The organism is Actinomycetota bacterium, assembly GCA_035697485.1.
In the GTDB taxonomy this organism is placed as follows: Bacteria; Actinomycetota; UBA4738; order UBA4738; family HRBIN12; genus JAOUEA01.
This window is the reverse complement of sequence record DASSCU010000037.1, coordinates 25,636-50,200: the sequence shown is the minus strand read 5'-3', so window position 1 is coordinate 50,200 and position 24,565 is coordinate 25,636. Positions and strand designations below refer to the sequence as shown.

Genomic DNA, 24,565 nt, shown 5'->3' with positions numbered 1-24,565 from the left:
CGGTCAGGCCATCTGGACCGAACGCTTGGCGAGGCCCATGAAGAAGCCTTCGATCGCCGTGTCGGGAGCGGCTTCGGGGTCGCCCGCCGCACCAAGCGTGACGAACAGCGGCGCGAGATGCTCGGTGGTCGGGTGCGCGTAGGGCATGCCCGGCGCGCGACGGCGGAAGTCCATCAGCTCGTCGACCGCTCCCCGCGCGAGTGCCTCGGCGGCCCACAGGTCGAACTCGCGCGACCACCCCGGCGGCGCCGCGTCGGTGCGCCAGTCGGTGAGGAACGGGAGCCCGTGCGTCAGGAAGCCCGAGCCGATCACCAGCACCGCCTCGTCGCGCAGCGGTCGGAGCCGACGCCCGAGGTCGAAGAGACGCTGCGGGTCGAGGGACGGCATCGACATCTGCAGCACGGGCACGTCGGCCTCCGGGTACATCACCATCAGCGGCACGTATGCGCCGTGATCCAGCCCGTACCCCGGCGCCTCTGCCACGGTCTCGGCATCGGGCATCAGCGCCTTGACGCGAGCGGCGAGCCCGGGCGCCCCGGGCGACGGATATGTCATCCGGTAGTAGCGCTCAGGGAACCCGTAGAAGTCGTACGTGAGCGGCGTGCCGGTCTCCGTCGCTCCGAGGGTCAATGGCGCCGACTCCCAATGCGCCGAGACGATCAGCACCGCTCGCGGTCGCGGCAGCTCGCCGGCCCACCGCGTGAGCTCGCTCTTCCACCGCTCGTCGTCGAGCAGCGGCGGAGCACCGTGGCCAAGGTAGAGGGCGGGCATCGTGGTCGCGTCGGCGGGCATGATCGTCGCAACGCATCGGGAGCCCAGCGTGTTCCACCGGCAGACCGTCACCGGGACGACGAGCGTCGTACGGCGGCTACGCGATCCGCAGGATGTGCGGCCGCCGGCCGCTCGGTAGCGTCGATGCGGTCGCGGATCGACGTGCGTACGACGTGCGCAAGAGGAGCCGAGAAGCCGCTCCGGGCGCGTCGATCTCGTGGAGGGAGGAGCGGAGACGCATGCGAGCGCTCGTCACCGGCGCGGCCGGCTTCGTCGGGAGCACCTTGGTCGAGCGACTCGTCGCCGATCGACACGACGTCGTCGCGATCGATGCCTTCTCCCCGTACTACGACCTGGAGCAGAAGCGGGCGAACTGGGAGGCGCTCAGCGGCCTCGGTGCCTGCCGGCTGATCGAGGGTGACCTCGCGACCGCGGACCTCGGGGAGCTGCTCGACGGCGTGGATGTGGTGTTTCACCAGGCCGGGCAACCGGGTGTCCGGGCATCGTGGCGTGATGGCTTCGAATCGTACCTGCGACAGAACGTGCTCGTGACCCAGCGGCTCCTCGAAGCCGCGAGCGGATCCGAGGTCGGACGGGTCGTGTATGCGTCCAGCTCCTCGGTCTACGGCAACGCCCCCGCCTACCCGACGACGGAGGACGACCTTCCCCGGCCGCAGAGCCCGTACGGCGTGACGAAGCTCGCGGCCGAGCACCTCTGCGGTGTGTACGCGCGCAATCACGGACTGCCGGTCGTGTCGCTCCGGTATTTCACGGTCTACGGTCCGAGGCAGCGCCCCGACATGGCCATGCATCGCCTGATCGAGGCAGCGCGCTCCGGACGCCCGTTCCCGCTGTACGGGGACGGGCAGCAGATCCGCGACTTCACGTTCGTCGGCGACATCGTGGAGGCGAACGTGCTGGCGTCACGCGCCGACGTGGCGCCCGGCACCGTGCTCAACGTCGCCGGCGGCACGGCCACGACCGTGCTGGAAGTCATCGCGATCGTCGAGGAGCTGACCCGTGCGACGATCTCGCTCGATCAACGACCGCAGGCCGCCGGTGACGTGCAGCGGACGGGGGGCTCGGCGGAACGCGCGGCCTCGGTCCTCGGCTGGACCCCGAACGTCGGGCTCCGCGACGGCCTCGCGCGGCAGGTCTCGTGGCACCTCGATCGGACCGTTCGTCCTGCACTCGCCGCATCGGCGGCGGGCACGTAGACGCGCACTCGCGCACCCTCGTTCCCGTCCCCTCACGCCCGAACGAGGGGAGCTTCGATGAGCGGCTCGATCACCTCGCGATACCTCCGGGCGATCTCATCGGGCGACCACGAGGAGAGGTCCGCCGCGGGAGGAGGGCGCTCCGCCGTCAGAACGGCCTGGATCGCCTCAGCGGCATCCTCGAGCGCCCCGGGAGCGACCGCCCGGCCTACGGCCCCCAGCTCGAGGAGCTCCTGCACGCCGTCGACGTCGTAGGCCACGAACGGCGTGCCGACGGCTGCCGCCTGGACCAACACCTGCGGCAGGCCCTCGACCCCGCTGAGAAGGACGAGCGCCTCGACCGCGGCCACCAGGGAAGTCGGCTCGTCGACGAAGCCGAGCACCGCGGCGTCTCCCGTGAGACCGCGATCGACCAACGCGTGCTCCAGCTCCCGTCGGAGCGGACCCTGCCCGGCCACGGCGAGGAAGGGCCGCGCCGGCAGGGGCACGTCCATCAGGTGTTCCAGGAGGTCGACGAGCTGCAGGACGTTCTTGCGCGGGTCCAGGCTCCCCAGGTAGAGGACGACCGGCCGGTCATCCGGCAGTCCGGCATCCCGCCGGACGCGGACGGCGTCGGGGCCGTGCGCGGTGTGCACGTGGGCATCGGATCGGACCACGTGGAACTTCACCGGCTCGATCCCGAGCTCGGTGTACCGGCGGACGAGATCGGCGCCGACCACGACGTAGGCACCCGTGTGGGCACCGAGCCGTCGTTCCAGCGCTCGGAAGACCCGATCCTGCACACGTGGATACCCCGGGCCGAAGCTGGCCATCGACAACGAGTGGACGACCTCGCCTCGCGGCATCGAGGCCGCAGCCGCGCGCCCGAGGACGCCCGCCTTCGACTGGTGCGTGATCAGGAGATCGTAGGGCTCGGTCCGGAGCAGCCGCGAGAGCTGCATGAATGCGGCGACGTCAAGGACCGGCTGAGGCCGGCGAACCAGGGAGCGGATCACCCTCAGCGATGCGGGAGCGACGCGCTCCCGGGCCAGGTCGAGATCGGACTCGGGGCCGACGATCAGGTGATGGTCGGCCGAGGGGATCGCCCGGGCGATGTCCCTGATCCGAGCCTCCGACCCTCCACGCAGGAACCGGGTCGCCACGTGGATCACCTGCGGACGACGCTGCGGCGAGGCCACGGCCCTATCCGCCGACGTGCGCGAGCTCCTCGTCGTCAGGATCGCGCACGACGTCGTTCCGGGCCGCGAACATCGCCGCCTCCAACCTCGAGTGGACCCCGAGCTTCGTGATCAGGTTCTGGACGTGCGTCCGTGCTGTCTGCGGGCTGATCACGAGGTCCTCGGCGATGCGGTCGTTCCCTGCCCCCTGCGCGAGCAGGGCCAGGACCTCGCGCTCGCGGCGGGTCAGCCGAGCGAGCCGTCGCATCGCCTCATCCTGTTCCTTCCGATGGCGCATCAGCCCCGACAGCAGCGGGGCGAGTAGACGGGGGGGCACGACCATCTCCCCGTCCAGCACCGCGTGCGCCGCGGTGATGAGGTCGGTCAGGGGGCAGTCCTTCGTCAGGAAACCGCTCGCCCCGGCCTCGATCGCTGCGACGAGCGGGGCATCGTCCTCGCTGGGCGCCAGCACGATCACCGCGCAGTCCGGGAGTCGCTCCTTGATCCGGCGCGTGACCTCGATGCCGTCGATGCCGGGGAGCTCGACGTCGATGAAGGCGCAATCGGGTCGGAGCTGCATCGCCTTCGCGATGGCGCCCGGCCCGTCTCCGACATCGGCGACGACGACGATCCCGTCGTGGGCTTCGAGGGCGGACGTGATCGCCTCGCGGAACAGCGCGTGCCCGTCTGCGAGCACGGCCCGAACGTGGCGCTGTCGATCATCCATGATTGCCCCCCGACGTCCGGACGTTACGCGTCGCCTGGCCCATGGACACGCGATGCCCGCCGTAGAGCCGCTACGTCGTGCGCGCGAGGCGACCGGCCCCGCCGGCCCGCGCGTCGTCGATGGAAGTGGGACCTTCGAACAACCCGTGCCGCACGGCGAAGGCGGCAGCCTCGAGCCGCGAATGGACCTGCAGCTTCGTGAGGATGCTCTGCACGTGGGTCCGCACCGTGTTCACGCTGATCTCCATCTCTCGAGCGATGTCCGGCCCCCCGCTCCCTCGAGCGAGCAACTCCAAGACCTGACGTTCCCGAGGGGTGAGGGTGGAGACGAGCAGCTCCACGAGCCGATCGGGCGACGCGGCCGAAGGGTCGGGCCGTCGCGGAGGCCGGGAGAGCGCCACCGTCTCCCCCGCCATCGCGGACCTGATGGCTCTCGAGAGCGTCGCGACGCGCAGATCCTTCGTGAGGTATCCGCGGAAGCCCCCCGCGATCAGGTCCTTCGCCTTGCGCTCGTCGTCCAACGCGGTCAGCGCGATGACGACCGTCTCGGGCCTGATCCCCAGTAGGCGCGAGCCGACCTCCTCGCCACGCATGTCGGGCAACCCCAGGTCCACCAGCGCCACGTCGATCTGCCGGCGCACGGCCACCTCGATCGCCGCAGATCCGCTCGTCACGATCGTGACCTCCATGCCGAGCCGCTGCAGCGTGGGGCGGATCGCTTCGGCGAACAGCCGGTGGTCGTCGACGATCAGCGCGTCGATGGCGACCCCGCTTCCTCTGCCTCGACCCCACCCACGCGGAGGGGCAGCGCCAGATTGAACGTCGTCTCCGACCGCCCTCGGGCGACCCAGACCTGTCCGCCGTGCGCCTCCGCGACGCGTCTCACGACGAAGAGTCCGAGACCGCTCCCCGCACGTGCCGAACGGACGGACCGACCCCGCACGAAGGGCTCGAAGATCGCGTCGACGTCGCCGTCGGCGATCCCCGGGCCCAGATCACGAACGGTGATCCTCGCCCACGGTTCGTCGATGGTCACCCCGACCTCGACCGGTGATCCGGGCGGTGAGAATGCGAGGGCGTTGCGGACCAGGTTGGCGACCGCGAGCGACACGTGGCGACGGGAGATGGGAACCTTGATCTGGATCGGGGACGGCTCGAACGCCACCCGCCGCTCGCCCGTCTCACGCGCGACCGACTCGACGGCGGCGCCCACCACGCGCGACAGATCGGCTCCGCGGCGCCGCATCGCCTCTTCGGGACGCGACCAACGCAGCAGGACATCGACGGTCTCCGCCAGGTCCTCGAGCTGCCGCCTGGAACGCCGAAGCTTCGCCCGATCCGCGGAGGCGTGCCCGCCCTCCTCCAGCATCCCGTCGATCGTCGCCTTGGCGGCCAGCATCGGCCCTCGGATCTCGTGGGCCGTCACCGCCAGCGCGGTGCCGTACCAGTCGACGCGTCGCTCGGCACCCTCGAACGACGACATCCAGTCGAACCATTCGCTCGCGAGGTCGCGGAGGGACGCCACGGCCTCGATCGCCGCCGGATCTGCCGGCGCCTCCACCAGCACCACGGCACCACCCCCTCCGGTCACATCGACCCGGCGGTCGCCGATCTCCGAACGGAACGCGGCGACGAGTTGCTCGACGACGTCGCCGTCGTCGGACAGCGCCGGGGAGCGCAGCCGGTCGCGCCGGCGCGAACCCAGCCCCCCCGTCGACACGAGGCGGGGCGACCAACCACGCTCGACGATCCAGCCGACGGACCGCACACCGAGATCGCGGTGCAGACCCCGAACGAGGACGCGGATCGCTCCGTCGCGGGAATCCTCGCCCACCATCCGTGCGCCGAGCCCGATCGCCTGTCGCATCGACGCTCGGCTTCGATCGATCGACGAGCGCGACGTGAGGTTGGCAAGAGCCACGGCCGTCTGACTGATCACGGCATCCACGGTTCCCCAGCGCTCAGGACGTTCGGACGAGGTCGTCGCGATCTCGACGGCCCCGAGAGCCGTGCCCCGGGACACGAGAGGGATGGTCCGGATCCGGGCTCCCCCGAACGCGCGGGCTTCACCGAGCCGCGCCGCCTTCGTCTCGACCGCGTGCCTGGCGCGTCGGAAGGACGGATCGCCCCAGATGTCCTCGCCTGATTCATCGACGGAGCGGAGCCGACCGAGGTGGTCGACCACGATGAACCGCAGCGCGACCACCTCCCCGAGGAGGGCCGCGGCGATCCATCGTCCCGACGCCCGCAGGAGACTCTCGACATCGGGCTCTGACCCGAACGCATGGCACATGCCCAGGAGCAGTGCCGAGTCGTCGTGAGCGGTCCGCTGAAGTGCCGCCTCCGCCGTTCGCCCCAAACCTCTCCCCCCGTTCCCATACAGCAGATCGCGTATGAGTCTCTAGGGGGGGAGTCTATTTGAAACAACTTCACGCTGTAAAGGATGTAGGGGAAACGGGCTAGGCCGTTTCAGCGACCCAGCATGTGAAACACTGCGGAGCAGGGTCTCTTCCTGTGGAGAATCTTACCCACCGAGTTCTCCCCAGGTTCGCTTCAGGTCATCCGTGGCGACAGCTTGAGGAAGGCGGTCGCGACCGCACGAGGCCGCAGGCTACGCTCGCGAGCGCTGATGACGACGAGCCCGCACAAGGCCACGACGTAGACACAGCCGGCCGCGACCACGACGACGGCCAGGGGCAGATCAGCGAGCAGCACGACCGCGGCGGCGAGCGGGATGCAGGCGAGCCCTGGAACGAGGACCGCGGTGAAGAGGCAGGTGGCGCCCGACACCCGACGAACCATCACCGCATACGCCACGAACAGGCCGGTCTCGGTCACGATCGTCGCTGCGACCGCTCCGAAGTAGGACCACTGCGGGATCAGCGCGAGGTTCAGCCCGAGGTTCACGGCCGCGGCGACGCCGACGGCAACGGTTCGCTGCGTCTGATGGTCGGCGGCCGTCAGGGCGGTGCCGAGGGAGTTCCCGAGCATGCGCAGAGGGATGATCGGGACGAGGAGCTGGTAGGCGAGCACCGCCCGCTCGAAGCTGCTTCCGTACAGCACCTCGAAGACCCTGGGCGCGAGCAGGAACGATCCGACGGTGATCGGCATCGCGATGGCGCCGAGGATCAACACGGAGGAGTCGAGCAGCCGGCGGAGCTCCGCGACCCGCCCCGGCCAGGCGCGGCTCATGCGCGGGTACATCGACATGTTGAGCATCCGAGGAAGGATGTTGAGGTACAGGACGAGGTTCGTGGCGGACTGGTAGAGGCCGACGGCGTGGGGGCCGACCATGATCCCCAGCAGGATCGTGTCGAGCCGGATGTACGCGAGCGACAACGCGTCGTCGAGCGCGAACGGCATGGACTTCTTCAGCAGCGGCGCCACGGCTCCCGCATGCCATCGAGGGACCAGCGTGATGCGGAGCTTCGTGGCCACGATCAGCCACGCCGCGACGAGACCGACCAGACGCGACGCGAGGTAGGCAGCCATCACCCCCGCGGCGCCGGCCCCGCCGACCAACACCCCGATCGTCAGGAGCACGAACGCGCCCTCCTGCACCCCCACCGCCAGCGCCTCGTACCGCATCCTCTCCAGGGCCCAGAACGGCGCCATCGTGATCCGCATCACCGAATCGACCATGAGCGCGAGGCCGGCCAGCACCAGCACCGTGGTGCCCGCATCGAAGAGCAGCCCGAACACGAACATGAGCGCCGTCACGGCGACTCCGGCGAGCCCGGCGGTCGTCATCGCGGTCTCGACCACGTCCCGCATCTCGCCCGGACGCCTGGCGAGCTCTCGCACGAGGAGCTTGGGCAGGCCGAACGCCACCGCGAAGCTCAGCAGCAGTGTCAGCGTCAGCGCGAACTGGAACCGGCCCAGGCCGGCCGGTCCCTCGAGGTGGGCGAGCAGCACGGTGGCGAGCAGTCCGCCCAGCGTCCGGGCGCCGAACGCCAGGAGCCGCCAGCCGGTGTTCGAGGCCAGCACGAGCCCGACCGAACGACCGGCGCCGATCGGATCGGCCGACGACGTCACGACCCGGCCTCCTCGCCGATGCCCTCGGTGGTGGTGGCACGTGCCCCGTCGGGCCGCGCCCAGAGGGAGACGGCGGCGATCAGGCCGAGCAAGGCCCACACGTTGCGGAAATGAAGGATCTCGTGGGTGAGCGAGGAGATCGCCAGGACGAGCAAGGCGCCCGCGAGGAACTGCGGGGCGCCCAGCACGGCCGCGTACGCCGGGGCGAGGGGCCGGATCGCGAACGACGCCATCCTCCTCGCCACCGATGCGATCAGGAGGATGAGGGCGATCGATCCCATCAGACCCCGTTCCACGAGTGCGGCCGCGTAGTCGTTGTGGGCCCCCTTGGCGTCGTTGAACGGCCCTTCGTCCAGCACCGCCTTGGTCGCGGCGGCTCCGTAGCCCGAGACGGGGTACTGGAGGTACGCGTCGCCGAGACTCTCCCAGCGTCCGAGGCGATCGCCGGCGCTCTCCTCACCTCGTCCGAGCGTGTTCCTCAGGAGCCTGATGTCGCTCTCCTGAGCCGCCGCCGCGACGTCGAGGCGCACGAACGCCACCGCCACCCCCACGACCGCGACCGCGGCGATCGACGCGGCGGCGATCGCGCTCACGATGTCGCGACGCCTCGCGATCGACAGGATGCCCGCGAGGACGAGGCCGAGCAGGATCCCACCGATGGCCGCGTTCGATGCGGAGAACAGCACCCCCACCGCGACGATGGTCGCCGTCACGGTCTTCCGACGCCGCGTGAGGATCGAGCCCGAACTCAGGATCACGAAGAAGGCGCACGCGAAGTAGGCGCCGGCCTGATTCGGATTGTCGAACGCGAGCGACGCACGCCCTCCGGCGATCTCCTGCCCCGAGAGCGCCGAGATCCCGGTCACCCCTCCGACGATCACGATCGAGGCTGCGACCGTCGCGCTCCACACCCACGCCCTGAGGATCGAGGCGAGCGTCTCGGGGGTCCTGCACACGTTCGCGATCGCCAGACCCCACGCCAGCAAGACCAGGTCCTGCACGACGGCGATGACCCCGACCGTCGGATGGTGGCTCGCGAGGGCCGCGACGAGCCCGGCGATGCAGAACAGGGTCATCGACGCCACGAACGGCATCTGCAGGGGCACCTGGCTCCAGCCGAGCCAGAGGAAGACGACGGCCGTCGCACCGACGATGGCGAAATCGGCAGGTCGCACCGGCCCCAGACCAGGTTGGAGGACCGGCACCAGCCAGATGCTGACCCCGACCGCCATGGCGGCCCATCGATGCGCGGCGAGCGCCGCCGTCTCTCGCCCCGCAGTCATGGGCGGAGCCGCAACGAGCTCCGGGGTCATCGGGGTCAGCTCGCCTTGGGGGCGAGCTCTCGGGCCGGCACCCCTGGTGCTCGCTGCTTCCGACGCCGAACGGCCCGCCTGCCGGCGTGGTCGTAGACGAGCACGCCGAGGATCTCCCACCCCGTGACCGCGTGGGCATTGCGGATCTCTCGGACGAACGACCGCTTGACCACCGATGGCGCCACCGCGACCAGGGCCGCAGCCGCGGGCACCGCCGTCCTCGACAGGTTCACGGAACCCGTCACATCGGCGCCGAAGCTGCGGACCACGAGCTGACCGCGCCCGCGCCTTCCCGCGGCTCGGTCCGAAGCGCTCGGCCCATCGTCGCCCTCGAGGGTGGATGAGATCGACTCGAGGTCGATCGCCGGACCCATCGCAACGAGCTCCAGCGTCGACGCCTTCGCCCTCGACGCGGCGAGCCGTGTGTTCACGACCGCCCGTTCGGATGCCACGGAGTCCCGATCGCTGAGCCTCGACAACGTTCCGAGCACGGGCACCCCGAGCGCGTCGCCGACCGCGGAGGCCCCCACGAGCGTGGGGCTGACCGCCTCGATCAGCCCCGCGACGCCCGCGCCGACGAGGAAGCCCAGGAGGGCTCCGAGCACGGCCATCGGCACGGTGTGTCGTGAGTCCGCAGCGGGCGGCGGCACCGCCGGGTCGATGACCTGAGGCGCGGTACGGCTCGCGGCCTCGACCAACAAGGCGCTCAGCTGCGCCTCGTACGACACCCGCTGTCGATCCAACGCCTCTCGCTCGGCGACCAATGCGTCGCGACGAGCCTGGACCTGCTCCCGGTCGGGACCTCCCTCGTTCAGCTTCAGCCCGAGGAGGGTGATCTGCTCGTCGAGCGTCGCGGTCTTCTCGAGTACCCCGTTGAGTGTCTCCTCGACGAGCGCGAACGCCTGGCCGCTCGACCCGCCGCTCACCTCCGCCCACCGCTCGACGACCTCGTCGGCCAGACTGTTCGCGATGGCGGTTGCGGTGGTCACATCATCGGCGGTGACCGAGAGCTCCAGGAACTCCGATGACCCCAGCGTCTTGACCGAGACCGCAGCCGGGTCGATGACGACCGGGGCGCCGTTCAGCCCCGCGGCCTGCGTCGCGCTCGCGAGCACCGAGCGGCTGGTCGCAATCGCCTCGGCCGCATCCGCGATCGACACCAGTTCTCCGGTCGCGTCGGCGGAGCGATCGCCGATCGTGACCCGCGAACGCGCCGTGTAGGAGGGCGGACCGATCGACGCCAGGGCCACCCCTGCCCCGATGCCGAGGACGACGCACAAGACGATCGCACGTCGGTGGGCGTAGAAGATGCGCCGGAACGCTTCGTTCAGATCCACGCTCTCCCTTCCACCTCCGTCGATGCGGCGTCGGGCCGGCGCGGGACCGTCCCCGCCTCACCACGGCCTGATGCGCGGACCCGGACCGCGCAGGGTTCGTCAATCTAGGCGGTCCCCGACGACGGATACACGCGGTCGGCGACGTAGGTCGTCTACGTCGTATGCAGCATCACGGTCCGGCGGCCGATGCCCCCTCGCGCCCGCCTACGGCGACGATGGGTGGCTTCGCATCGATCCGGTGTACGGCCGCATCGATCGCATGCATCACCACGCCGGGGTCGTGATACGCCCCTCCGATCCGGATCACCGATGCCTCGTCGGGCGCCGCCGATCGCCACCAGGTGATGAGCCGGTCCAGGAGCGCACGCCCTCGAACGAGCTCGGCGTGGAGCTCAGCATCATCGGAGAGCCGCTGCAGGCGGCTGTGCGCCGACCGCCGATCGCGGAGCCGGCGAACCAGCAGCTCGACGGGCGGATCCAGCACGATCACGACGTCGGGGAACGACCATCGACCGACCGAGCCGCTGAGCGTCCCGAGGGTCGCGGCGGGATCTCCACGCAGGGCGAGGGACCACAGCGCCTGGACCACGCCCTCATCGAACAAGTGGACCTGGGGTGTACCTCGTGCCCTGCCCATCAGCGACTGCGTGCTCGCCCACTGCACCCAGCGCGACACGGCCTCCACCGTTCCCGGCTGCCCGGATCGCCCGATCCGGCTGGCGATCTTCGCTTCGAGGACCGGGCGTCGGATCGTTTCGACCGCGACCAGGCCGAGCTTACGAGCGAGGCGACGCTCGGCCGAGACGTCGGGCGCGATCCCGAGGGTCGGGCGAAGGAAGGAGGCACCGTCCTGCACGTGCCCGAGGGCCGATGCGAGGGAGGTCTTCCCGGCACCCGGGAGCCCGCACAGCTCGACGATCACCGCACGCGACAGCCGGGTTTCGACGCTCACAGCCTCGACCACACGAGATGTCGGACGTCGCGCTCGACCTCTCGGAGATCCTGACCGGAATCCACCACGAGGGCGGACGTCCCGCTCCAGTCAGTGCGCCAGATCTCCTCCGATCTGGGTCGCACGAACTCCGGCGGCTCCTCATGACGCTTCCGCTCCACGGCGACGTCGGGATCCACGCGCAGGACGATCAGGACATCGGGGGGTGTGAAGGATTCGTAGTAGCGCCGCTCCAGCGACGCGAGCCATCGGACGCCGGGTCCCGATCGTTCGTGATCCGCCAACCAGCCGGTCTTCGCTCCGTCCATCGTCCGCACCTCGGCGAGCGGGAAGCGGTCCGACACGACGATCGAGCCCCGGAGGACCGCTCGGGTGGCCTTGCGATAGAGCCGGCACCGGTCCCGAGCCGTGAGCACGTGCCATACCACCCAGGCCCTGCCCGGGTTCTCACCCCGCTCTCGAAGGTGATCCGCGGGCACCCGAGTGCTCCGAAGCATGCCCATCGTGCGGAGCACGTACATGGGGCCTTTGATCACGATCGTCAACAGCGATGGCGGGGGTTTGCCGAGGTGGATGCGCTCGACCCCGAACGGTCCCGACAGCCATCCGGCGATCGCGCGCTCGGCGGTGGACTTGCCCGCTCCATCGCCGCCGACGAAGGCGATCAAGGCGCCCCCTCCTGCGAGGCGCTTCTTCGATCGACCTCGCAGGACGCGCCGCGCCACCCGCCCGATCCTGCGCTCGATCCGAAGGAACGCGTCGGCGATCCGGCCGTGCTTGCGATGCTCGGCGAACGCGCGGTGCAGCCTCCCGGCCGCCCGAGCCTTGCGCCACGGACGCGCTCGTGGCTGGATCGCGGCGAGACATGCTCCGAACAGATCGGACCCGAGGAACGGAAGCTGCGAGCCGACGATCTCCGCGACGCGGTCGAGATCGGCTCGCTCCGAGAGCCACATCAGCTCGCGCCGCTCCGAGGGGCTGAGCCGGCCCTGCATCATCACCATGGCGTCGACCGTGCAGTGCTTCGCGACCATCCGCAGGACGAACAGCAGGAGTTCGTGCTCGGGCGAGGCCACCGCCAGCGTCCCTGGCTCCCGCACGGCCGCGGCGATGTAGTCGTCCTCGATATCGAGCGCGAAGTTCTTCGTCATGTCGTCGCCGAAGACGAGCCGTCGATGCGCGTGCACCTGGACGAGACGACCGCTCGGCTCGTCGTGCCCGTAGTACTGCGCGACCCCCGGCATCCGCCGGACCCGGTTCGGCACCCCTTCCTTGAACCCCAGCTCCGAGAGCACCTGGAGGAATCGGCCGGCTCCCTCGGCGCCGATCAACAGGTCGAGGTCGTTCTCCCCGCTGAGGGAACGATCGATCGCCTCGTTGCTCTTGAAATGGCAGTAGGGCACCCGAGCGTCGTCCAGGCCCCGACAGAGCCTCGTCACGAGATCGAGTGGTGGGACGGCATCCGCGTCGACGTCGACCGACGGCGGGAGCGTCGCGTGAGCATCTCGCTCGTGCGCTGTCGTGACCAAGGACACCTCCGGGCGATCGAGCGAACGGGCACGAGGACCGTCGGAACGTAGCCCGAGGCGGCCCCGATCGCCGCCGCTCGATGCGGTAGCGGGCATACGTCGGATGGATGAGATCGCCGGATCGGACTCGGCCTCGAGATGCACGAGGGGCCCCCGTCAGGGGGCCCCTCGGCCTTTGCGGTGCAACCCGGTGCCTACACGCTCTTCGCCGTCACCTGCAGTCGCCCGGCTTCCTCGAGCTGTCGCTCGATCCACGCGTAGGTGGATTTGAGGCCGTCCTCGAGCGTGACCTCGGGGGCCCATCCGAGCGTCTCCTTGCAGCGGTCGTTGTCGCTGTTGCGACCGCGCACGCCCTGCGGCTTCGTCAGGTCGTGCTGCTTCACGAGTGTCTTGCCGGCGACCTCGCTGACGAGATCGACCAGCTGGTCGATCGTGACGAGCCGGTCCGAGCCGAGGTTCAACGGTTCCCAGTGATCGCTCTGCGCGATGCGGTAGATGCCCTCGACGCAGTCGTCGATGTAGGTGAAGGAGCGGGTCTGCTGACCATCGCCCCAGATCTCGATGTCGGCGCCGTCGTCGGCGAGCGCGACCTTGCGGCTGATCGCCGCGGGAGCCTTCTCGCGCCCGCCCTCGTAGGTGCCGAGAGGACCGTAGATGTTGTGGAAGCGGGCGACCCGCGTCTCGAGCTTGCCTTCCTCCTGGTAGTACTGGCAGAGCTTCTCGGAGTAGAGCTTCTCCCAACCGTAGCCCTCCTCCGGGTCGGCCGGGTAGGCGTCCTCTTCCTTCAGCGGGGTCACGTCGGGGTCGTGCTGCTTGTACATCGGGTAGATGCACGCGCTCGACGAGTAGAAGTGACGCTGCACGCCGTTGCGGTACGCGGCCTCGAGCATGTGCGCGTTGATCAGCACGTTGTTGCGCGCGATGTCGACGCGGTTGCCCGTGATGTAGCCGATGCCGCCCATGTCGGCGGCGAGCTGGTAGACCTCCTCGACGCCCTCGGTGGCCTTCAGGCAGTTCTCCCACTCGCGGAGGTCGAGCACCAGGAAATCGTCGGCCGCGGTGGCCTCGTACTCCGGCTCCTTGATGTCGACACCGCGGACCCAGTACCCCTTGTCCTTCAGGTACCTGACCATGTGGTGTCCGATGAACCCTCCGGCCCCGCCGACGACCGCGCGTCTCTGCATCGCTGATCCGTTCCTTTCGTCCGAGCCCCGACCCATCGTGGGCGATCCCTCCACCACCGGCTCACGTTCCGGGGGGACCCCGCCGGATGGTGTCGTCCTCGCGTGCGTCCGTTGTACCCGATGACGTAGCACTTGGCTACGGCAACGGTATTAGACCGTTCGGGCGGAAATGGCGACCGCCGAGGAACGCGATCTCAGCTGTCGAAGCCCAGGCCCACCGCATCGAGCATACGCAGCCAGGGGCCTCTGCGTCCCGCGTTGCGGTCGGCCTTCGTGAGGGCCCGGGTCGTCAGCCCGATGCCCACCGAGCGCAGGGGCTCGGGCGGGAAGGGCACGGGCTTGGATCGGACGAGCCGCAGCCTGGTGCGCTCGGTGTCGCGCCCGTCGACCAGATCGAGCGCCGTCCGAGCGCCGAAGCGCGTGGCCGCGACCCCCATCCCCGTGTAGCCGACCGCGTACGCGACCCGTGCGTCGAGGGCGGTCCCGAACATCACGGAGAAGCGACTGCACGTATCGATGACGCCACCCCACCGATGCGAGAATCGCAGCCCCTCGAGCTGCGGGAACGTCTCGAAGAAATGGGCGGCGAGCGTCGAGAACGTCGACTCCCGCTGTTCGAGCCCGGGCGCCACCGCGTTCCGCCAGTGGTAGACCGCGTCGTAGCCGCCCCACAGGATGCGGTCGTCCGAGCTCATCCGGTAGTAGTGGAAATGGTTGGCGCTGTCGGCGAACCCCTGCCGGCGTGCCCACCCGATCGACGCGAGCTGGTCGGCCGTGAGGGGTTCGCTCATCAGCACGTAGTCGTAGACCGGCACGACGTATCGGCGGATCGACCGGACGAGCGGTGCGAACCCGTTCGTGGCGAGCAACACCCTCCGGGCATCGACCCGGGCGCCGGGGGTGTCGAGCGCGACGCCGGCCGTCGTCTTCGCGAGGCCGGTGACCGGGGTCCGCTCGTGCAGGCGCACGCCGAGCTCAACCGCGGCTCGTCGCAGGCCCCAGGCGAGCCGCGCGGGATCGACCATGGCGCACCCGCTCCGCTTCCACATGCCGGCGAGGTACGTGGGCGAGTCGAGCTCGGCACGCACCTGCTCGCGATCGAGGAACGCCGAATCGTGTCCGAACCGCCGTGTGAGCTCGACCCCCTGACGCATCCACGCGACCTCGTGCGGTTCGCGGGCCACGAGCACCTCGCCTTCGGGGTTCCAGTCGCAGTCGATGCCGAACCTCGCGATCGTCTCCTCGATGCCGCGGAAGCTCTCGGCGGCGAGCCGCTCGATCGTCTCGATCTCATCGGGGAACCGGTCGATGCCGTTGGGCAGGCCGTGCGTGAGCGACGCGTCGCAGAACCCGCCGTTGCGGCCGCTGGCGCCGTACGCGACCGTGTCCCGCTCCAGCAGCACCACATCGCGATCGGGCCGCTCCTCCTTCGCCTGGATCGCCGCCCAGAGGCCGGTGAACCCGCCGCCGACGATCGCGAGGTCGGCCCCGGTCGGCGCGTCGAGCGGCGCCGTTGCCTCGGGCGCGCCCGGCTGGTCGAGCCAGAACGGCACGGGGGCGGCGTCGGCGTAGGTCTGCCGCAACCGGTCGGCGACGATGGCCAATGACCTCAGGCCTCCCCCGCGGGCGGTTCGGGGTCGGGGATCGTGATCTGGAAGACCTTGCGGAGCGCTTCGTGCACCGTCCAGGTCGTGCGGGTGCCCCATTCCAGCACGCAGACGTTGCCGGGGCCGACGTCGAGGGCGTGGAGCGCGAAGGTTCCGGTGACGCCGGTGTCGGGAGTGCGTGCCATGGGGCGGACAGGCTACCCGAGCTCAGTCGGCTGACGCCGGCCAGACGAGCTCGAACCGTTCGAGCACCACGAGGTCGTCGTCGGCGATCGGCGCGCCTTCGCTCGCGAAGAACCGCTCGTGTGCGGCGCGCCAGTACGCCAACGACCGATCCCCTTCGCCTTCGACCCAGGCGAACTCCTCCTCGACCTCGCCGAACGGCATCGTGTCGACCTGCGTGGTGCGGATGATGCAGACGGGCTGCCCGGCCCCGTCGAGGATCACGCTGTATCCCCCGACCACCGGCAGCGGCTCGCCCTCGGCATCGAACGAGTCCAGGCGTGCGGTCGTCGCGCGCTTCGGGCCATCGCGCACGAGCAGCCCGAGCTCGGTCGCGAGCTCGGGGGTCTCGTCGCCGCCGAACGCCCATGCCTCGTACGGCGCGTCGACGCCGGTGGCGTCGGCGAACGACCCCCAGAACGCCTCGACGGCAGGACCCCCGGCCGCCATCAGACCCCCTTCAGGAACGCCACGGTCTCGGCCAGTCCGTCCTCGAGATGGGTCCAAGGCTTCCATGCGATCGCGTTCGCGGCCGAGCGTATGTCGAGCGCGATGCGGCGGAGCTCCCCCGACGGGAGAGGCCCGAACTCGGGCTCCCGCTCGTACCCGACGATCTCGGCGAGCTGACGATAGACGTGGTTCACGCTGGTCTCGAGTCCCGTGCCGATGTTCACGAGCTTGCCCGGACCGCGGTCCGCGGCCTGTACGAACGCATGCACGACGTCGTCGATGAAGACGTAGTCGCGCGTCTGGTTGCCGTCGCCGAAGATCGTGACCGGCTCGCCGGCGAGCATCCTCGACGCGAAGATCGCCACCACGCCGGCTTCCCCGTGGGGATCCTGGCGCGGCCCGTAGACGTTGCCGAGGGCGAGCGCCGTGTGCTCGAGTCCCCGATATCGCTGGTAGAAGCCGAGGTAGTCGAGCACGACCTTCTTCGAGATCGCGTAGGGACTGAGCGGGTGCGAGCCCTGGGCGCTGGTCTCCTTCGCCGGCAGGCGGCGCGGCTCACCGTAGATCGTGCCGCCGCTCGCCGCGTAGACGACCTTGCGCGTCTCGGCCTTCGCGGCACACTCCAGCACGTTCAGCGTGCCCATCACGTTGATCGACGCGTCGAGCGTGGGGTCGTCAAGCGAGGGGCGAACTCCCGACTGCGCGGCGAGGTGGAAGACCACCTCCGGCCGGTGCCGCTCGAACAGGGGCAGCAGGCCATCGGCCCGCACGTCCATGTTGAAGAACGTGAACTCCTTGCCGTACCCGCGCGCGTCGACGAGGTTGGCGATGCGGCCGGTGGAGAGGTCGTCGACGCTGATCACGCGGTGGCCCTCGGCCAGCAGACGATCGGCGAGGTGCGAGCCGATGAACCCGGCGCCCCCGGTCACCAGGACGGTGCTCACGCGGTCAACCTTAGTTGCGGATCGGCCGCGATGTCGAGTGAGGTTCGCTCCCCGCGAGCCCATCTCGCGGCCCCCAGACAGGCGATCATCGCCGCGTTGTCGGTGCACAGCGGCATCGACGGGAAGAGCACCTCGAGCCCCTCCTGCTCACCGGCCGTCGCGAGTCGCCCGCGCAGCCGGGTGTTGGCCACGACGCCGCCGCCGAGGAGCACGCTCGGGGCCCGGACGTCCTTCGCCGCGGCGATCGTCTTCGTCACCTGCACGTCGACGATCGCCTCCTGGAAGCTCGCCGCCAGGTCGGGCAGATGCAGGTCCTGACCGGCGGCCCTGACTGCCTTGACGTGCCGCAGGACCGCGGTCTTCAGGCCGCTCAACGAGAAGTCGTAGTCGCCCGAGTCCTCCATCGCCCTCGGGAACTTGATCGCGTGGGGATCGCCCTGTCGCGCCATCGCATCGAGGGCGGGGCCGCCCGGGAACCCGAGCCCGATCAGTCGAGCGACCTTGTCGAACGCCTCCCCCGCCGCGTCGTCGAGCGTCTGGCCGAGCACAACGTGGTGGAACATCTCGGGCACGTGCACGAGCATCGTGTGTCCGCCGCTCACGATCAGCGCGACGTACGGGGGCTCGGGCCGTCCGTGCTCGAGGAAGTTCGCCCAGTAGTGGCCCTCGAGATGGTTCACCCCGACGAGGTCGGCGCCGGTCGCGAGCGACACCGCCTTGGCGCCGGCCATGCCCACCAACAGGGCGCCGACGAGGCCCGGCCCGGTGGTGACGGCCACGGCATCGATCTCGCCGAACCCGATGCCCGCGACCGCCAGCGCCTCCTCGAGCAGCGGGTTCAGGGCCTCGACGTGCGCCCGCGCTGCGACCTCGGGCACGACCCCGCCGAACCGCTCGTGCAGATGCACCTGCGACGCGATCAGGTTCGCGCGCAGCTCGAACCCGTCCTCCACCACCGCGACGGCGGTCTCGTCGCAGGACGTCTCGATGCCGAGCGTGATCACGTGTTGCGCACCGGATCCGGCATCGACGAGGCGATCGCCGCCAGACGCATCGCGTAGGACTCCGTGCGGATGTCGTCGGTCCACATGATCAGGGCGTCCTCGTGGAGCTCCTGGTAGTAGTTCCGACGGATCCCGACCGGCCGGAATCCGAACCGGCCGTAAAGGCGCTGGGCCCCCCAGTTCGTCACCCGCACCTCGAGGGAGACGGCGTGCCCGTCCATCTCGATCGCCTGGGTCACGAGCTCGTGCAGCAGCCTCGTGCCGATGCCGAGGCGGTGGCGCTGCGGGTCGACGGCGATGTTCGTCACGTGGGCCTCGTCGCCGTAGCAGATCAGCCCGCCGTAGCCGACGACGGCCTTGTCGACTCGAGCGACGAGGTAGCAGCGGTTGTTGGGCTCGGTCATCTCCGCCACGAAGAGATTGGGGCTCCAGGGACGCGCGTAGACCTGGCGCTCGATCGCCATGACGCCGCGCAGGTGACGCCTGCGCATGCGCCCGACCTCGATCCTAGATGCCCCGTGCTCGCCGATCCCACGCGATCTCAGCATCGGACTTCCTCAGGTACAGGGGGACGACGTCGAACAGGCGGTCGTGCTCCTCTCGAAGGAGCCTTGGCACGGCGAGTTCGACCAGGGCGGCGGCGTCGGGGTGCGCGGCGATCGACGACGCGAACTCGATCCGGCTTCCGATCTCCTCGAGGACATGTCGGTACAGCATCGCACCGTTGCCGACCGCCAGCACCTCGTCCGGCTGCGCCTGGAGCTCCGCCACGAGGCGGTCCGGCGGGTGCACCTCGTAGCCACGCTCGCGCACGACGCCGCCCGGAACGGCCCGGTAGATCGCGGAGAAGACCTCGCCCCGGCGGGCATCGATCACGGCGGCGATGCGCCGGGACGAGTAGCGCACCGCATAGGCGAGCGCGTCGAGGCTGGTCAGGCCCACGATCGGCACGCCGGCCACCTGCGCGAGGGTCTTGGCGGTCTCGACGCCCACCCGGAGCCCCGTGAACAGGCCGGGCCCGACGCCCACCGCGATCCCGCCCACCTGGTCGAGCGTCAGGTCGCACCCACGGAGCAGCTGCTGCAAGAGAGGCGTGACGGATTCCTGCCGGGCGGCGCCGGCCACGCTCGCCTTCGCGAGGATCTCGTTCTCGGTGCCGATCGCCACCGACGTCTGCGGGGTGCTCGTCTCGATCCCCACGACGATCATGGCGCGACCACCCAGGGCGTCACGGCGGCCTCGACCGCCGAGAACCGCTCGGCCCACCCCGCCCCCGTCGCCGTGATCACGAGCGAGCGGACATCGTCGCCCCCGCCCTCGTCGGTCATGAGCTCAACGCGGAGCCGCTCGTCGGGGAGCAGCTCCTCGATCGTGTCGCCCCACTCCACCAGCAGCACGTCCTCGCCGTCCCCGATCTCGTCCAGACCGAGGTCCATCACGTCCTGGATGCGGTCGAGACGGTAGACGTCGACATGGGCCAGATCGAGGTTGCCCGAGTACTCCTTCACGAGGGTGAACGTCGGGGACGACACCGGCTCCTCGATGCCCAGTCCCCGCGCGACGCCCTGGACGAACGTCGTCTTGCCCGCCCCGAGCTCGCCCGTGAGCACCACGGCGTCGCGCGCACGCAGCATCGAGGCGATCGCCTCACCCACGTCGCGGGTCTCGTCCGCCGAGGAGGTCCGCACGTCGACGCGCATCGGTCAGAACAGCTCCAACTGGGAGGTGTCGGCGGCCGGTTCCTCGCTGTCGGGAAGCGCGATCACGCCCGGCGGGGTCGCCTTCGCAGCCGCAGGCGCATCGTCACGATCGAGGTCCGGATCGGATCGCGACATCGCGTCCAGCGTGTCGCGCACCAGACGGAAGTCCTCGAGCAACAGCTGGAACTGACGCGACTTCTCGCCGCCACCGTGAAGGATCGCGGCCGGGTGGAACGTCGGGATCACGGTGCGCCCGTGCCAGTCGTGGACCTGCCCTCGCAGGCGCGTGATGCCGGTCGCGGTGTTCAGCACGTACTTCGTGGCGAAGTTGCCGAGGGTCACGACGACGCGCGGCTGGATCAGGGAGATCTGCTCGACCAACCACGGCGTGCACGCCTCGATCTCGTCGGGCTGCGGATCGCGGTTCCCGGGGGGCCGGCACTTCACGACGTTCCCGATGTAGACCTGTTCGCGCGTCAGCCCGATCTCCCCCAGCATGCGGTTCAGGAGCTGGCCCGCGGCGCCGACGAACGGCTCGCCCTGCTTGTCCTCGTGGAAGCCCGGCCCCTCCCCGATGAACATGAGGTCGGCGCCGGGGTCGCCGACGCCGAAGACGACCTGGGTGCGACCCTGGGCGAGCCGACACCTGGTGCATCCCGCGGCCTCGGCGGCGACGTCTGCGAGCGGGCGCGTCATGAGCCGCCGCGCTCCTTCGAGGCCCGTCGCCGCCGAGGCCGCGGGGCGTGAGCCCCGGTGAGCACCGCCCGGGCGAAGGCGCGGATCTCCCGGTCGAGCTCGACCGGTCGCTCCATCATCGCGATGTGGCCAGCCCCATCGAGCAACACGAACCGCCCGTCGGGAAGCGCTGCGGCGAGCTCGATGCCGCTCGAAGGAGGCGTGACCCGGTCGTGCTCGCCCACCACGACCAAGGCGGGCATCCGCACGCGCGGCAGCACATGTCGCAGATCGGTCTCGAGCAACCCGGCGAGGCCGTCGGTCCACACCTCCGATGAGGCTCGTTCCGCGAGGTGCACGACGTGCTCCACCACGTGGCGGGGCGCGTCGGGTCCGAACTGCGTGAGGCGCACGACGGCGCCGCGCAGGTCGGTCGGGCTCGCGAGGACCGCCTTGCGGAGGCGGTCGACGCGCTCGGCGGCCGATCGCAGGGAACCCAGACGCGGACGCACGAGATCCGTGATCGAGCCCATCGCACCACGGACGAGCTCGGACGCCGACGTGCCGACGAGCACGATCCCGGCCACCGAGGTCGCCATCAGGTCGGGGCGGACCTCCGCCATCGCGAGCGTCGCGATCGCGCCCATGCTGTGGCCCACGATCACGACCCGCCGATCGGGCGCCACGGCCTCGAGCACCGCGGCGATGTCGCGGCCCATCGAGCGCACCGACAGATCGTCGTCCGCGGGGTGCTCGCTCGCCCCGTGGCCTCGCTGGTCCATCAGCACGCACCGGTGGTCCACGGACAGGTCCACCCATTGCTCCCGCCAGGTGGTCATGTCGAGGCTGAATCCGTGCACGAAGAGGAGCAGCGGAGATGACGGGTCGCCCGCCGCTCGCACGGCGAGCTGCGTGCCGTCGAACGAGCGCACGGGGCCGAGGTCGTCGGGCGGCAGGTCCCACAGCGGCGCCTCGAGCTCGTGCTCGGTGCGTCGTCGAAGCACGGTCCGTCCGACGGCGCCCGCCGCGATCGCTCCCGCGGCGACACCCCCGGCGATCAAGGCCGTGCGCCTCCTGGTCATGGCACCGCCCCCCCGTTCGTCGTACGCCGCGGTACCCGCGCTCCGATCCGAGCGACGATCTCGTAGGCGATCGTGTCCGCGAGGCCGGCCAGCTCCCATGCGGTCACGGCCTGCGAGCCCTGGTGCCCGAGCAGCACGACCTCGTCACCGAGGGCCGGCTCGGCGTCTCCGCAGTCCACGATCAGTTGATCCATCGTCACGCTCCCGGCGACACGACACCGACGCCCGCCGATCAGCACGTCGGCACGCGACGACAGCATGCGAGGGTAGCCGTCGGCGTACCCCACCGGCACGGTCGCCACCCACGCGTCCTCGGCCAGCTCGTACCGGTGCCCGTAGGAGACGCGGCTGCCGGCCGGCAATCGCTTCACGAGGGCCACCGCGGAGCGCCACGTCAACGCGGGCCGCAGGCCGAGATCGTCGCCGACACCCGGGGCCGGCTCGAGGCCGTACAGACCGATGCCCGCACGCACGAGATCGAACCGAGCGCTCGGGAACCGGACCGCGCCGGCGGTGTTGGCGGCGTGCACGATCCTGGGCCGGTGGCCCGCCGCACGCACGCGCTCCACCACCTCGGCGAACAGACCGAGCTGCCGTCGGGTCGTCATCTCATCCGTATCGGCGCAGGCAAGGTGCGTCCACAAGCCGTCGAGCTCGAGCCCCGTCGCGATCACGCGATCCACGAACCCCGCGGCGCCCTCGGGCGGCCAGAGGCCCGCCCGATGCATGCCGGTGTCGACCTTGACGTGCACGCGCACGGTCGGCCGCACCGACGAGGCCGCCGCCGCGAGGCGATCGAGGCCGTCCGACGAGCACACCGTGGGCGTGAGGGAGGCGGCGACGGCCGCGACCTCCGAGCCGGGCGGGCACTCCGACAGCACCAGGATCGGGGCGTCGATGCCGGCCGCGCGCAGGCCGAGGCCCTCCTCGACGAGCGCCACGCCGAGCCATGTGGCGCCCGCACCCAGCGCCGCGCGAGCGACCGCCACATCGCCGTGCCCGTACCCGTCGGCCTTCACGAGGGCCATCACCTCCGCGCCCGGGAACGTGAGCGCGCGCACGTTGTGAGCGATCGCCGCGAGGTCGACCTCGACCCACGTCGGGCGGAGCCGGGTCATCGCTGGACCGCCGAGAACGCGTCGGGGATGCGCTCGACCACGTCGCCCGCGAGCGTGCCCTCGCCCGAGCGCCGGCCGGCGATGCGTCCGGCCACCCCGTGCAGGTACGCCCCGGCCGTCGCCGCATCGACCGTTCCCGCCCCCCGCGCGAGCAGGCCACCGACGATGCCGGTCAGCACGTCCCCCGTGCCGGCCGTGGCCAGCACCGGCGTGCCCGTCGGATTCACACGCACCAGACCTCGGGTCGGCGCGATCACGGTCCTCGTGCCCTTCAGGAGCGCGACGGCGTCCGACGCCTCCGCGAGCGCACGGGCGGCGTCGATCCGGCTGCCCGTCTCGGTCACCGATCGCCCCATGAGCCGGTCGAACTCTCCGTCGTGGGGCGTCAGCACGGCCTCGGCGTCACGGCGCCGAAGCGTATCGATCCCGCCTCGGAAGGCGTTCAGCCCGTCGGCGTCCACCACCATCGGCGTCGGGCACCGACCGACCAGGGCTCGAACGAGGCGAGCCGTCTCGTCGTCGGTGGTCAGACCGGGTCCGATCGCCACCGCGTCGGCGTCTCGTGCCGCGTCGAGCAGGGCGTCGAGCGCTGCCAGGGCGACGGTTCCACGTTCGGTCTGCGCGAGCGGCAGGAACACCGCCTCGGTCGCGTGTGCCTGGACGGCGGGCACGGCGTCTCGCGGTGCGGCCACGATCACGAGACCGGCGCCGCCGCGGGCCGCGGCCCGCGCGATCAAGGCGGGAGCGCCCGTCATGCGTCGGGACCCGGCGACCACGAGCACCACGCCGGAGCTGCGCTTGTGGCCCTCCATGGAACGCGACGGCAGCACCGCGGCCACGTCGGCCGGCTCGACCAGGCCGATCGAGGGGCTCACCAGGTCGTCGGGGAACCCGATGTCCACCACGCGTACCGTGCCCGAGCGTCCGGCTCCGGGCAGCAGGACCGAGCCCGTCTTGACCGCGCCGAACGCGACCGTGAGCGCCGCCCAGACGGCCGAGCCCTCGACGCCCCCGGTGCGACCGTCGACCCCGGAGGGGATGTCGACGGCGACCACGGGCGTCGGCGCGGCGTTGAGCGCGTCGATCGCTTCGCGCCACGAGCCTTCCGGCGTTCCGTGGAACCCCGTGCCGAAGAGCGCGTCGACCGCGACGTCGGCGCGCGCGAGCGCACGCCCGACGCGCGACGGTGTCCAATCGATCGTCGCGAGATCCTGCTCGCCGAGGCGGGCGCGGTTGGCGCCCGCAGCCCCGGACGCGGCTGCGGCCGCATCCACCGTGACGACCTCGACGCGCATGCCCTTTCGGGCGAGGTGTCGCGCAGCGACGAACCCGTCGCCACCGTTGTTGCCCTTCCCGCACAGGACGAGGGCGCGGCGGCCGTAGACGCCACCGGCCACCTCGACGGCGGCGCGGGCGACCGCGCGTCCGGCCCGCTCCATCAGATCGGCGGCGGACACGCCGCGATCCTGTGTCGCGCGATCGAGCTCGCTGGCCTCCTGGGGGGTGAGGACCGGCTTCATCGATCCCTCACGAGCGGCACGA

The 24,565-nt window shown here is 70.7% G+C and carries 24 protein-coding genes; 1 reads left to right on the top strand and 23 read right to left on the bottom strand.

All coding sequences use genetic code 11. The features are described from left to right. Nucleotides 1–3: 3 nt before the first annotated feature. Complete coding sequence (locus VFI59_11140) at nt 4–771, bottom strand: class III extradiol ring-cleavage dioxygenase (GenBank protein ID HET6714250.1); 768 nt, start codon at nt 769–771, stop codon at nt 4–6. Nucleotides 772–1,010: 239 nt separating this feature from the next. On the opposite strand from VFI59_11140, the gene VFI59_11135 reads away from it, so the two are divergent. Continuing rightward, nucleotides 1,011–1,988 (top strand): NAD-dependent epimerase/dehydratase family protein, encoded by a 978-nt coding sequence (locus tag VFI59_11135; protein ID HET6714249.1) that lies wholly within the window; start codon nt 1,011–1,013, stop codon nt 1,986–1,988. Nucleotides 1,989–2,020: 32 nt separating this feature from the next. Here the strand turns inward: VFI59_11135 and VFI59_11130 are convergent, their stop codons facing one another. The 22 genes from VFI59_11130 to VFI59_11025 all read right to left on the bottom strand — a co-directional run bounded on the left by VFI59_11130 (nt 2,021) and on the right by VFI59_11025 (nt 24,543). After that, on the bottom strand, nt 2,021–3,166 hold the full coding sequence (locus tag VFI59_11130) for a glycosyltransferase (GenBank protein HET6714248.1): 1,146 nt from the start codon (nt 3,164–3,166) through the stop codon (nt 2,021–2,023). Between the two features lie 4 nt (nt 3,167–3,170). Further along, a complete protein-coding gene (locus VFI59_11125) occupies nt 3,171–3,872 on the bottom strand; it encodes a response regulator transcription factor (protein HET6714247.1) in 702 nt (233 codons plus the stop codon). Between the two features lie 70 nt (nt 3,873–3,942). Then, nucleotides 3,943–4,575, bottom strand: a complete 633-nt coding sequence (locus VFI59_11120) for a response regulator transcription factor (protein ID HET6714246.1) — start codon at nt 4,573–4,575, stop codon at nt 3,943–3,945. A gap of 44 nt (nt 4,576–4,619) precedes the next feature. Continuing rightward, on the bottom strand, nt 4,620–6,164 hold the full coding sequence (locus tag VFI59_11115) for a HAMP domain-containing sensor histidine kinase (protein HET6714245.1): 1,545 nt from the start codon (nt 6,162–6,164) through the stop codon (nt 4,620–4,622). A 260-nt stretch (nt 6,165–6,424) separates the two neighbouring features. Continuing rightward, nucleotides 6,425–7,906, bottom strand: coding sequence for a flippase (locus tag VFI59_11110; GenBank protein HET6714244.1), 1,482 nt, complete (start codon nt 7,904–7,906; stop codon nt 6,425–6,427). Continuing rightward, the gene (locus VFI59_11105; GenBank protein HET6714243.1) at nt 7,903–9,189 is read right to left on the bottom strand and encodes an O-antigen ligase family protein; all 1,287 of its coding nucleotides are present in this window, start codon (nt 9,187–9,189) and stop codon (nt 7,903–7,905) included. Before VFI59_11105 ends, VFI59_11110 begins: the two co-directional genes overlap by 4 nt. Before the next feature lie 35 nt (nt 9,190–9,224). Continuing rightward, a complete protein-coding gene (locus VFI59_11100; GenBank protein HET6714242.1) occupies nt 9,225–10,556 on the bottom strand; it encodes a hypothetical protein in 1,332 nt (443 codons plus the stop codon). Between the two features lie 169 nt (nt 10,557–10,725). Then, nucleotides 10,726–11,508: a hypothetical protein gene (locus VFI59_11095; GenBank protein ID HET6714241.1), complete on the bottom strand. Its 783-nt coding sequence runs from the start codon at nt 11,506–11,508 to the stop codon at nt 10,726–10,728. Then, nucleotides 11,505–13,037, bottom strand: a complete 1,533-nt coding sequence (locus VFI59_11090) for a hypothetical protein (GenBank protein HET6714240.1) — start codon at nt 13,035–13,037, stop codon at nt 11,505–11,507. The genes VFI59_11095 and VFI59_11090 overlap by 4 nt, the downstream gene beginning before the upstream one ends. A 194-nt stretch (nt 13,038–13,231) precedes the next feature. Beyond that, the gene (locus VFI59_11085; protein ID HET6714239.1) at nt 13,232–14,221 is read right to left on the bottom strand and encodes an NAD-dependent epimerase/dehydratase family protein; all 990 of its coding nucleotides are present in this window, start codon (nt 14,219–14,221) and stop codon (nt 13,232–13,234) included. Between the two features lie 194 nt (nt 14,222–14,415). Next, nucleotides 14,416–15,825 carry an FAD-dependent oxidoreductase gene (locus VFI59_11080; protein HET6714238.1) on the bottom strand — a complete coding sequence of 470 codons (1,410 nt, stop codon included), beginning with the start codon at nt 15,823–15,825 and terminating at the stop codon, nt 14,416–14,418. Nucleotides 15,826–15,830: 5 nt separating this feature from the next. After that, nucleotides 15,831–16,013, bottom strand: coding sequence for a hypothetical protein (locus tag VFI59_11075; protein ID HET6714237.1), 183 nt, complete (start codon nt 16,011–16,013; stop codon nt 15,831–15,833). A 22-nt stretch (nt 16,014–16,035) separates the two neighbouring features. Then, the gene (locus VFI59_11070; protein HET6714236.1) at nt 16,036–16,500 is read right to left on the bottom strand and encodes an ASCH domain-containing protein; all 465 of its coding nucleotides are present in this window, start codon (nt 16,498–16,500) and stop codon (nt 16,036–16,038) included. Continuing rightward, a complete protein-coding gene (locus VFI59_11065) occupies nt 16,500–17,444 on the bottom strand; it encodes an NAD-dependent epimerase/dehydratase family protein (protein HET6714235.1) in 945 nt (314 codons plus the stop codon). Before VFI59_11065 ends, VFI59_11070 begins: the two co-directional genes overlap by 1 nt. Continuing rightward, on the bottom strand, nt 17,441–18,448 hold the full coding sequence (tsaD, locus tag VFI59_11060; protein ID HET6714234.1) for a tRNA (adenosine(37)-N6)-threonylcarbamoyltransferase complex transferase subunit TsaD: 1,008 nt from the start codon (nt 18,446–18,448) through the stop codon (nt 17,441–17,443). Before tsaD ends, VFI59_11065 begins: the two co-directional genes overlap by 4 nt. Next, nucleotides 18,445–18,939, bottom strand: coding sequence for a ribosomal protein S18-alanine N-acetyltransferase (rimI, locus tag VFI59_11055; GenBank protein HET6714233.1), 495 nt, complete (start codon nt 18,937–18,939; stop codon nt 18,445–18,447). The genes tsaD and rimI overlap by 4 nt, the downstream gene beginning before the upstream one ends. A 16-nt stretch (nt 18,940–18,955) precedes the next feature. Continuing rightward, nucleotides 18,956–19,657 (bottom strand): tRNA (adenosine(37)-N6)-threonylcarbamoyltransferase complex dimerization subunit type 1 TsaB, encoded by a 702-nt coding sequence (gene tsaB / locus VFI59_11050; GenBank protein ID HET6714232.1) that lies wholly within the window; start codon nt 19,655–19,657, stop codon nt 18,956–18,958. After that, on the bottom strand, nt 19,654–20,148 hold the full coding sequence (gene tsaE / locus VFI59_11045) for a tRNA (adenosine(37)-N6)-threonylcarbamoyltransferase complex ATPase subunit type 1 TsaE (GenBank protein HET6714231.1): 495 nt from the start codon (nt 20,146–20,148) through the stop codon (nt 19,654–19,656). Before tsaE ends, tsaB begins: the two co-directional genes overlap by 4 nt. Before the next feature lie 3 nt (nt 20,149–20,151). Further along, nucleotides 20,152–20,844 carry a uracil-DNA glycosylase gene (locus VFI59_11040; protein ID HET6714230.1) on the bottom strand — a complete coding sequence of 231 codons (693 nt, stop codon included), beginning with the start codon at nt 20,842–20,844 and terminating at the stop codon, nt 20,152–20,154. After that, entirely contained in the window at nt 20,841–21,905 is a 1,065-nt protein-coding gene (locus VFI59_11035) for an alpha/beta hydrolase (GenBank protein HET6714229.1), read from the bottom strand. Before VFI59_11035 ends, VFI59_11040 begins: the two co-directional genes overlap by 4 nt. Next, complete coding sequence (gene alr, locus VFI59_11030) at nt 21,902–23,023, bottom strand: alanine racemase (GenBank protein ID HET6714228.1); 1,122 nt, start codon at nt 23,021–23,023, stop codon at nt 21,902–21,904. The genes VFI59_11035 and alr overlap by 4 nt, the downstream gene beginning before the upstream one ends. Continuing rightward, nucleotides 23,020–24,543, bottom strand: coding sequence for an NAD(P)H-hydrate dehydratase (locus VFI59_11025; GenBank protein ID HET6714227.1), 1,524 nt, complete (start codon nt 24,541–24,543; stop codon nt 23,020–23,022). Before VFI59_11025 ends, alr begins: the two co-directional genes overlap by 4 nt. Between the last annotated feature and the right edge of the window lie 22 nt (nt 24,544–24,565).

What these genes read in the sequence shown, in the direction of transcription:
- VFI59_11140 (HET6714250.1), bottom strand. Translation starts at nt 771, where the DNA reads ATGCCCGCCCTCTACCTTGGCCACGGTGCTCCGCCGCTGCTCGACGAC.
- VFI59_11135 (HET6714249.1), top strand. Translation starts at nt 1,011, where the DNA reads ATGCGAGCGCTCGTCACCGGCGCGGCCGGCTTCGTCGGGAGCACCTTG.
- VFI59_11125 (HET6714247.1), bottom strand. Translation starts at nt 3,872, where the DNA reads ATGGATGATCGACAGCGCCACGTTCGGGCCGTGCTCGCAGACGGGCAC.
- VFI59_11115 (HET6714245.1), bottom strand. Translation starts at nt 6,164, where the DNA reads ATGTGCCATGCGTTCGGGTCAGAGCCCGATGTCGAGAGTCTCCTGCGG.
- VFI59_11105 (HET6714243.1), bottom strand. Translation starts at nt 9,189, where the DNA reads ATGACTGCGGGGCGAGAGACGGCGGCGCTCGCCGCGCATCGATGGGCC.
- VFI59_11085 (HET6714239.1), bottom strand. Translation starts at nt 14,221, where the DNA reads ATGCAGAGACGCGCGGTCGTCGGCGGGGCCGGAGGGTTCATCGGACAC.
- VFI59_11075 (HET6714237.1), bottom strand. Translation starts at nt 16,013, where the DNA reads ATGGCACGCACTCCCGACACCGGCGTCACCGGAACCTTCGCGCTCCAC.
- VFI59_11070 (HET6714236.1), bottom strand. Translation starts at nt 16,500, where the DNA reads ATGGCGGCCGGGGGTCCTGCCGTCGAGGCGTTCTGGGGGTCGTTCGCC.
- rimI (HET6714233.1), bottom strand. Translation starts at nt 18,939, where the DNA reads ATGCGCAGGCGTCACCTGCGCGGCGTCATGGCGATCGAGCGCCAGGTC.
- tsaB (HET6714232.1), bottom strand. Translation starts at nt 19,657, where the DNA reads ATGATCGTCGTGGGGATCGAGACGAGCACCCCGCAGACGTCGGTGGCG.
- tsaE (HET6714231.1), bottom strand. Translation starts at nt 20,148, where the DNA reads ATGCGCGTCGACGTGCGGACCTCCTCGGCGGACGAGACCCGCGACGTG.
- VFI59_11040 (HET6714230.1), bottom strand. Translation starts at nt 20,844, where the DNA reads ATGACGCGCCCGCTCGCAGACGTCGCCGCCGAGGCCGCGGGATGCACC.
- VFI59_11035 (HET6714229.1), bottom strand. Translation starts at nt 21,905, where the DNA reads ATGACCAGGAGGCGCACGGCCTTGATCGCCGGGGGTGTCGCCGCGGGA.
- alr (HET6714228.1), bottom strand. Translation starts at nt 23,023, where the DNA reads ATGACCCGGCTCCGCCCGACGTGGGTCGAGGTCGACCTCGCGGCGATC.
- VFI59_11025 (HET6714227.1), bottom strand. Translation starts at nt 24,543, where the DNA reads ATGAAGCCGGTCCTCACCCCCCAGGAGGCCAGCGAGCTCGATCGCGCG.